We start from the raw sequence: 7954 nt of genomic DNA, 5'->3' as shown, positions 1-7954 counted from the left end.
ACCGGTGGCCCGGTGCCGGCGCAACTGCTCGACCTCCTGGAACGAACCGGCGTCCAGCAGCAGCTCGATGCGCTCCCGGGCGGTCAGCTTGCCCTTGGCATGCTGCGCCGCGGTCGCCTTCTCACTCGGCCCCGCCAAAGCCGTCTGTCGCACCCTGTCCAGCTCCGCGACACGCCCGCGGATATCCACAGACCCCGCGTCCGCCTGAACGGGAGCAGGAACGGCAGGCGCTCCAGGGCCGGTCGGCGACGGAGGAGCGGACACCGGGGCAGGGGCAGTCGCCACAGCGGGGGCAGTCGTCATTGCCATCTCAGACCTCTTCCTCGAAACAGAACAACCACAACACCCACATCACTGCCAGCTCCGCGGGGCCCGATACGCCTCCGGCCCCCGCCACCACCGGCCACGGCCGGACATCCCGCCGCCCTCACCGCCTTCGTCACGGGCCCACACCGCCCACAGCACCACCGCCAGCGCTGCCAGTTCCTCTTCGCTCGCACGTCCACGCACCACGCGCAACAGCGGCTCACCACCCTCGGTGTCGCCCACCGCCCCACCCCCAAAATCCAGCCAACGCCCGGACACCAACGCAGTCCCACCACCCAAAGGCACCCCGCTCAAGCCCCACTCAACAAACCCCAGAACCCAGGACTTGAGCGGGCCGGAAGCCGAACGCACGGCTCGGGACAGCACCGAGCCCCGGGCGTACGCACCAGCGCAGCGGCGGGATCCGGTCAACGGATGGTCAATCGCCGGCCGGGCCGCGGCCAAAGCTGCCTACAGATTGCGTATGGCCTCACGTCTTGCGCCGAAATGCACCGTTGGGTCCCCGCAACCCGCGCCTACGGTGATCTACGAAGAGATCGCCTGCGGGAGGAATGCGTGAGCAAGGCCGCCGGAACCGGCCCGTCAGCCGCCGCAGTACGGTTCGGCGGCGCCGTCATGCTGCTGATGGCTTGCCTCATCGGCGGATTCTGCGTGCCCGCTCTCCCGTACTCCGCCGGTCTCACCGGTACACGCGGAACACTGACCGTGGACGGCTATCAGCACAGCTACAGCTCTCGGGGCGAGACGACCTCGTCCAACGGAACCTTCCGCTCCGCCGACGGTGGAATCGTCGACCTCAAGGCCACTGTCGAACCGGACTACGACCTGGGCCGCCGCATCGCCGTGTCCCGGGCCCCTTGGACCTATTACGTGGTCTCCCCCGCCTGCCTCCTCGGCTGGCTCGCCGGGGCGTGCTTCGCTGTGTGCTGTCTGCTCCTGGGCCTGCCTGGGCTCATATTCGGCACACGATGGAATCGCCGGACGCGGCCCACCGCCGTCCCCCTGCAGATCCGGGTCGCCAAGACCGCCTTCTACGGTGCGCTCGGCGCGGGCGCGGCCGCGGTCATCGCCGCGATCGCGACCTGACCGGCCGCCGACTCGCGTTTCCGCGAGCCGACTGCCCCCTGTACGAGCCAAGTTGCCTACGGCGGTCGCCCACCAGCCTCACGCGTGGCCCCGGAACCATCCGGAACGCCGGGCACTTTTACCCGCCCCTGATGGCATGTTCCGGTCACATCTGTCAGGCTTCCGGCAGCCGTCGCCCTGACCCCAGCGGACACGGCTGATCACACCACGCGCTCGCGCCGGCGATGCGCGCAACCCGCGGTTGTCCGTCGGCGCACCCAGGCCGGTCGGACGGCCACCGAGCAGGCCGGGATCCCGGCCGCCTCAAAGGAGTTACGTGTGAGACCGACCCCCCACCGGACCCTCGCCGCGAGCGCATTCGCCGTCGCCGCGTTGGCCGCTGCATTGCTCCCCGTCACCCCGGCCTCGGCCGCGCCGCCCACGGCCCCGCTCGCCGCCGCCTGCACACCGACCCAGGTGGTCACCAACGGCAGCTTCGAGAGCGGGACTTCGCCCTGGAGCCAGTCCTCGTCCAGCGTGATCACCAACCGTTCCGGTCAGACCGCCCATGGCGGCAGCAGCTACGCCTGGCTGGACGGCACCGGCGGGACGCACACCGACACGCTCTCCCAGAGCGTCACGATCCCGTCCGGGTGCAGCACCGCCACGCTCACCTTCTGGCTGCACATCGACACCACCGAGACGACCTCGTCCACCGCGTACGACAAGCTCACGGCGAAGATCGGCAGCACGACACTCGCCACGTACTCGAACCTCAACAAGAACACCGGCTACGCGCAGAAGTCCTTCGACGTCTCGGCGTTCGCGGGCCAGACAGTGACTGTCGCGTTCACCGGCACCGAGGACTCCAGCCTCCAGACGAGCTTCGTCCTCGACGACGTCGCCCTCGACACCTCCGGCGGCACCACCCCGCCCGTGGACTCCACTCGTACGCCGGCGGCACCCTCGTACACCGTCAGTCTCAGCAGCAACACCAGCGGGACCGTCTGGACCGGTCACGAGAGCGTCGGCTTCACCAATGCCTCGTCCACCGCGCTCAGCGAGGTGTACCTGAGACTCTGGGACAACTACCACGGCACCTGCTCCGCGATGCCGATCACGGTCAGCAACGTGACCGGTGGCACCGCGGGCTCCCTGTCGGTGGGCTGCACGGCCCTGCAGATCTCCCTCCCGACACCGCTGGCGCAGGGGCAGAGCGCGACGATCGGCTTCGACCTGGGTATCACCGTGCCCAGTGGCGCCGACCGTTTCGGCCACGACGGGGCCTTCAGTTTCATCGGCAACGCCCTGCCCGTACTGGCGATCAAGGACGCGGCGGGCTGGCATCTGGATCCGTACACCAACAACGGCGAGTCGTTCTACTCGCTGGCCGCGGACTTCAAGGTGACCCTCGACCACCCGAGCACCCTGCTCGTACCGGCCACCGGCACCTCGGTGGACACCCCCGGCTCCAGCGGACGCACCGTCACCACGGCCACCGCGTCCAAGGTTCGTGACTTCGCCTGGGGGGCGGGCCCCTTCAGCAAGATCTCCGGCACCTCGGCCGCCGGCACCCCGGTGAACATCTACTCCGTCTCGGCCATCAGCGCGTCCGACGCTCAGTCGATGCTCACCACCGCCAAGACCGCCGTGGACGCCCACGCCGCACGGTTCGGCGCCTATCCGTACGGCGAGTTGGACGCCGTGATCGACAACAACTACTGGTTCGGCGGCATGGAGTACCCCGGTTTCGTCCTCGACCTGGTCAGCACCACGGCGCTGACCCACGAGATCGGTCACCAGTGGTGGTACGGCATCGTCGGCGACGACGAGTACAACAGCCCCTGGCTGGACGAGTCGTTCACCGACTACTCCACCGACCTGGCGCTGAACAAGACCGGCACCAACTGCTGGAACAGCGTGTCGTGGGCCTCGTCGGCCGAGAAGATCACCAACTCGATGGCCTACTGGGACGCCCACTCGTCCCGGTACTCCACCGTCGTCTACGGCTACGGAAAATGCGCCCTGCACGACCTGCGGCGCGTCCTGGGCGACACCGCCATGACCAAACTCCTCAAGGACTACGCCACTTCGCACTGGTACGGCGTCTCGACCACGGCCGAGTTCAAGGCAGCCGCGCAGGCCGCCACGACCACGGACCTGACCTCCTTCTGGACCACGCACCGCATCGACGGCTGACGTGACCACGGTTCGCCGTGGGCGCCGCCCGGCGTCCGCGGCGAACCGATGACTCATGGCACTTCCCATTCAGCAAGAGCTGTAGTGGGAGCCGACCGCCGGCTGGCCCGTGTAGTTCGGGCCTGCCGCCGGGTCGGCTCCCAGGTAGCGGAACGGAAGCAGCACCTGGCGCGCGCCTTCGAGCGTGAGCCTGTGGTGACGGGCGCTGTAGCGATATCCGGCGGTGCGCAGTGCGGTCACGGCCGCCCGCCCGGCCGGTGAACCGTCGGCCCACCGGATCGAGTCGGGGTCGAAGTGCGCCAGGAGCAGCCCGTCGGGAGCGAGCCAGGACGCGGCCCGGGCGAGCAGGCCGAGTTGGTCGCCGACATAGTGCAGACCGTGTACGCAGGTGATCAGGTCGTACGCGCGTTGCGGCGCCCAGTCCGCGACGGAGGCGATGACCCGCTCCAGGGTGGGCGGTGCCGGCACCGGGGCGAGCGGTCCCACCAGGTCGACCGCGGTGAGTACCGCGTCGGCGGGCAGAGCGGATGCCGCCTCGTACGGGGCGCGGCCTTCGCCGCTGCACAGGTCGAGCCACGACGGAGCGGCCGGACGGGCCGTCAGGTGAGCGAGGGGGTCGAACCCGAGCTCGCGGGCATAGCTGTTCACGCCGGCCAGACCACGCTCGCGGTTCATCGTGTTGTTGGCGACCACGGAGGAGCGTTCCAGCTCGCTCGTCGAGACCAAGTCGGGCGTCGTCATACGCTCATTGTCCTGGACCTCGGTCTTCCGAACACGAGGCTTCGCCCTCTCCCAGGCCCGCCGAACGGGGCCCCGGCGCTTGGCCAGGGCCCGTTGTCAGTGGTCGCCACTATGTTCAGTCGTGTCCCGCCGGTGTGGCGCGGAAGCCCTTCTGGTGCATGGGAGATGATGCGTTGTCGGATTGGGAGAGGTCGAGTACGGCGCGGGTGATACAGCCCGCCCGGACACGCAAGCTGGGCAAGGTTCCGTTCGTGGAGCTGGCCGACGGGCGCTTGCAGGGGGTGGTGTCCAGTGGGTCGGACATCGAGCGGGTGTATGTGTCCTCGGTCGCGGCGAGCACGTACACGTTCGCTTGCAGCACCAACAACAACCGGCCCTGCGGGGGCGCTCGCGGAGGGTTCTGCAATCACATCAGGGCCCTGATCAACGAGGCGGTGCTGCAGTACGGCGTCGAGCGCGTCGCCCGCTATCTGCGGGTCGAGGTCGCGGGCGGCGAGTCGAACGCGCAGACTCTCACCGCAGAGATGATCAACGCCCGTCCGGCGCAGGGTGACGCCGCGGCCGCTGCCCCCGTCTTCAGCCGGTTCCTGCGCCACCTGGCCTACCTGGAACTCGCTCCGACCACCGCGCCGTTGCCGGAGATGCAGTGGTTCCCCTCGACGAGGGCGGTGGCGATGTCGGTGCCCCCGCGCGAGCCCTATTCGAGCGTGGCGGAGCACGCTGACGTGCTCACCGAAACCATCGACGGACTCGACGAGGCGCTGGCTGCCGTCGACTTGTTCGACCAGGCTCTCGTCGCGGGCCTGCTCCGTCCGCAGCCCGCCCAGGCCGACGGACTGGCGCAGTTCGCCCAGGCCGTCACCGGAACGCCGCTGGCCGCCAAGGTGAGTGAGGCGGCCGAGAAGGCGGCAGCCGGAGCTGCGGGTGAAGACCACTTCATCGCTCTCGCGGCTGCCCGCACCGCGCTGCTCGGTTCCGTCCACGACGCGCTGCTGAGCCGTATCGAGGAGGCGACCGGCCGGTCTCCCGGCCAGGCGAGCGCCTCGGACCCCAGCGGGCAGCAGGCGGTGAACCTGCTGGTCGCCGCCCGCTCCTGGCTGTCCGACCTGGCGCGCTGCGGGTGGCGGGGAATCGACCATGACGTGGTCTCCGGAGCGGCCCAAGTCGTCTCCGCGATGCTTGCGGATCCGGACCTGCGTCGCCTGGCGGCGCTTCTCGACGGGTTCGCCGCCGAACTCGCCGCGTCCTGCCCGGGCGCCTCCCTGGACCGTATCCCCGCACGCCGCTGGGCCGACCTGTGGTCGCGTGCCCTGCTGCTCACGCTGCCCGGCGCGGCCGCCGTTTCCGCGACCGGTACCGCCACCGGCCGTCTCCTGCCCCTCGGCGTCGATCTGCACGAACACGCGACCGCCGCGCAGGCCCAGGTACACGCGGTGTTCGAGCCCGCCGACGGCGCCGCGCCCCGGCTCGTGCGTGCAAGTGTCTCCGTGCCGAAGCCGGACACGGTCGTCGGCGCCGGCGTCTGGCAACTGCTCCGCCCGCACATGTCGCTGCTGACAGCCGTCGGTGAGGGCCGCGCCATGGACCTCACGGGGATGCCGATCACCGCGGAAGGCGATCTGGTCTGGAGCGACGAGCACGCACGCACAGGCGAGCCCGCCGACGCCTTCGCCACCGCCCGCGTCGCCCTGCCCACCGCCACCGTCTCGGCGACCGCACCCCTGGACCGGCACCCGGCACGCATCGCCGTACCCGTGTTCCTGGAGGGTTTTGCCGCCCAACAGGACGACTTCGCACTGACCTTCACCCTCGCCGGATTCCGGCTGGCCGTCGACGACGACCGGATTCCGACCGCCGGACCGCTCACGCCCCTGGCCGTCGCCGCGTCGGGCGCGTGCATCGGCCTGCTCCGCTGGGACGACGGGACGTTCAGCGTCCAGCCGCTCGCCGTGGAGACCACCGTGCGCAAGAAGGCCGTCACCCTCCACGCGGGGGCCTGGGCCGGGGGCACGACCGACAAGAACGGTGTCAAAGCCGAGAAGGCGGCCACCGATGCCATGGCGGTGCTGCGCGAGCGTGCCGGAAGGCTGTTGCGGAAATGACCGAGCCGACGACCGAAGAGCATCCCGAGCCGGTCTCCCACGACAACCGCCGTCAGGTCCTGTACTGGCGGCTCCTGGCCCGCCTCTTCGACCCCGAGGAGCAAGCGGCGCTGGAATCGGCGAGCCTTGCCGTCGTCGAGGACATCGGTCTGCCGCCCGCGCTGCTGGATCCTGGAGCCTCCGTCGACTCGATCGTGCAGCGACACCCTGACCTGGCCGCGGAGTTCGACGGTCTGATGGTGCCCGAGTCCGGCTCGGACGGTGCCGGCGACGACGGTGACCGCGGCGGACGGGACCGTGCCGCCGAGGTGCGGCGCGCCGCCCTCGTGTCGAAGGTCCTGCTCAATGTCTTCGCCTGCGGTTCCGGCACGGTGACGGCCGGGCAGCTGTCGCGCTGGCAGTCCGATGCGGGCTGGCTGGAGCGCGCGCTCGGCTGCAAGCCCGGAGAGCTGCGCGGCGGTCGCGGTGCAGCGGGGCGCGGCGTCAGTCCGACCGGGACCGGCGGTCGCGGTACGACACCCGACCTCAGCCGGCTGATTCCGGCGATCGGACCGGAACTCGGCGCCATCGAGGCCGACCTCGTCAAGCGGATGCGCCTGCGCGAGGTGCTCGCCGACCCCAAGCTGGCCGCACAGCTGACCCCGAGCATGTCGCTCATCGAGCAGCTGCTGCGCGACAAGGACAACCTGTCAGGGGTGGCCCTGGCCAACGCCAAGGCGCTGATCCGTCGTTTCGTCGACGAGGTCGCCGAGGTGCTGCGCACACAGGTGGAGAAGGCCACGGTCGGTGCTCTGGACCGCTCGATCCCGCCCAAGCGGGTGTTCCGCAACCTCGACCTCGACCGCACGATCTGGAAGAACCTCACCAACTGGAGCCCCGAAGAGGAACGGCTGTACGTCGACCGCCTCTATTACCGGCACACCGCCCGCAAGACGACCCCCCAGCGGCTGATCGTGGTCGTCGACCAGTCGGGTTCCATGGTCGACTCCATGGTCAACTGCACCATTCTGGCGTCGATCTTCGCCGGGCTCCCCAAGGTGGACGTCCACCTGATCGCGTACGACACCCAGGCGCTCGACCTCACTCCGTGGGTCCACGACCCCTTCGAGACCCTGCTGCGCACGAACCTCGGCGGCGGCACCGACGGAACGGTCGCCATGGCGCTGGCCCAGCCGAAGATCGCCGAGCCCCGCAACACCGTCGTGGTGTGGATCTCCGACTTCTACGAATGGCAGACCGAGCCGCTGTTCGAAAGCATGGCCGCAATCCACCGCTCGGGCGCCAAGTTCATCCCGGTCGGATCGGTGACCAGCTCCGGCCGCGGCAGCGTCAACCCGTGGTTCCGCGAGCGCTTCAAGGATCTCGGTACGCCGGTGCTCTCCGGCCACATCCGCAAGCTCGTCCACGAGCTCAAGACGTTCCTCGCCTGAGGCGTTCACGACCCTCACGCCGTTCACGACCTCGTTCGACGTTCACCACCCTCAAGACCCTCACGACTTCTTTCTGCTCAGAAAGGCCCT

General features: G+C 69.6%; 7 protein-coding genes and 1 pseudogene. 5 read left to right on the top strand and 3 right to left on the bottom strand.

Annotated elements, in window-relative coordinates:
• Together ACN6LB_RS37105 and ACN6LB_RS37100 are read right to left on the bottom strand one after the other, a co-directional pair.
• On the bottom strand, window positions 1-303 hold a 303-nt coding region (locus ACN6LB_RS37105), incomplete at its 3' end, for a carboxyl transferase domain-containing protein (protein WP_445029701.1).
• Window positions 304-351: 48 nt separating this feature from the next.
• Entirely contained in the window at window positions 352-513 is a 162-nt protein-coding gene (locus ACN6LB_RS37100; protein ID WP_445029700.1) for an acyl-CoA carboxylase epsilon subunit, read from the bottom strand.
• A 369-nt stretch (window positions 514-882) separates the two neighbouring features.
• On the opposite strand from ACN6LB_RS37100, the gene ACN6LB_RS37095 reads away from it, so the two are divergent.
• Both ACN6LB_RS37095 and ACN6LB_RS37090 read left to right on the top strand, forming a co-directional pair.
• Window positions 883-1413 (top strand): hypothetical protein, encoded by a 531-nt coding sequence (locus ACN6LB_RS37095; protein WP_445029698.1) that lies wholly within the window; start codon window positions 883-885, stop codon window positions 1411-1413.
• Between the two features lie 318 nt (window positions 1414-1731).
• The gene (locus tag ACN6LB_RS37090; RefSeq protein ID WP_445029697.1) at window positions 1732-3591 is read left to right on the top strand and encodes a M1 family aminopeptidase; all 1860 of its coding nucleotides are present in this window, start codon (window positions 1732-1734) and stop codon (window positions 3589-3591) included.
• 69 nt (window positions 3592-3660) lie between these two features.
• Here ACN6LB_RS37090 and ACN6LB_RS37085 read toward each other — a convergent pair whose 3' ends face one another.
• Window positions 3661-4332 carry a class I SAM-dependent methyltransferase gene (locus tag ACN6LB_RS37085; protein WP_445029696.1) on the bottom strand — a complete coding sequence of 224 codons (672 nt, stop codon included), beginning with the start codon at window positions 4330-4332 and terminating at the stop codon, window positions 3661-3663.
• Between the two features lie 158 nt (window positions 4333-4490).
• Between ACN6LB_RS37085 and ACN6LB_RS37080 the strand changes: the two are divergent.
• The 3 genes and pseudogenes from ACN6LB_RS37080 to ACN6LB_RS37070 form a co-directional block, all read left to right on the top strand.
• Window positions 4491-5006 (top strand): annotated as a pseudogene (locus ACN6LB_RS37080) (hypothetical protein); the annotation flags it as partial.
• A complete protein-coding gene (locus tag ACN6LB_RS37075) occupies window positions 5007-6434 on the top strand; it encodes a hypothetical protein (RefSeq protein WP_445029699.1) in 1428 nt (475 codons plus the stop codon).
• Window positions 6431-7864: a VWA domain-containing protein gene (locus tag ACN6LB_RS37070; RefSeq protein ID WP_445029695.1), complete on the top strand. Its 1434-nt coding sequence runs from the start codon at window positions 6431-6433 to the stop codon at window positions 7862-7864. Before ACN6LB_RS37075 ends, ACN6LB_RS37070 begins: the two co-directional genes overlap by 4 nt.
• The last annotated feature ends 90 nt before the right edge of the window (window positions 7865-7954 follow it).

This window comes from Streptomyces sp. SAS_270 (assembly GCF_052543295.1).
The sequence above is the reverse complement of the archived record's forward strand: the minus strand, read 5'-3'. Positions and strand labels throughout refer to the sequence as shown.

What these genes read in the sequence shown, in the direction of transcription:
- ACN6LB_RS37085 (WP_445029696.1), bottom strand. Translation starts at nt 4,332, where the DNA reads ATGACGACGCCCGACTTGGTCTCGACGAGCGAGCTGGAACGCTCCTCC.
- ACN6LB_RS37075 (WP_445029699.1), top strand. Translation starts at nt 5,007, where the DNA reads ATGTCGGTGCCCCCGCGCGAGCCCTATTCGAGCGTGGCGGAGCACGCT.
- ACN6LB_RS37070 (WP_445029695.1), top strand. Translation starts at nt 6,431, where the DNA reads ATGACCGAGCCGACGACCGAAGAGCATCCCGAGCCGGTCTCCCACGAC.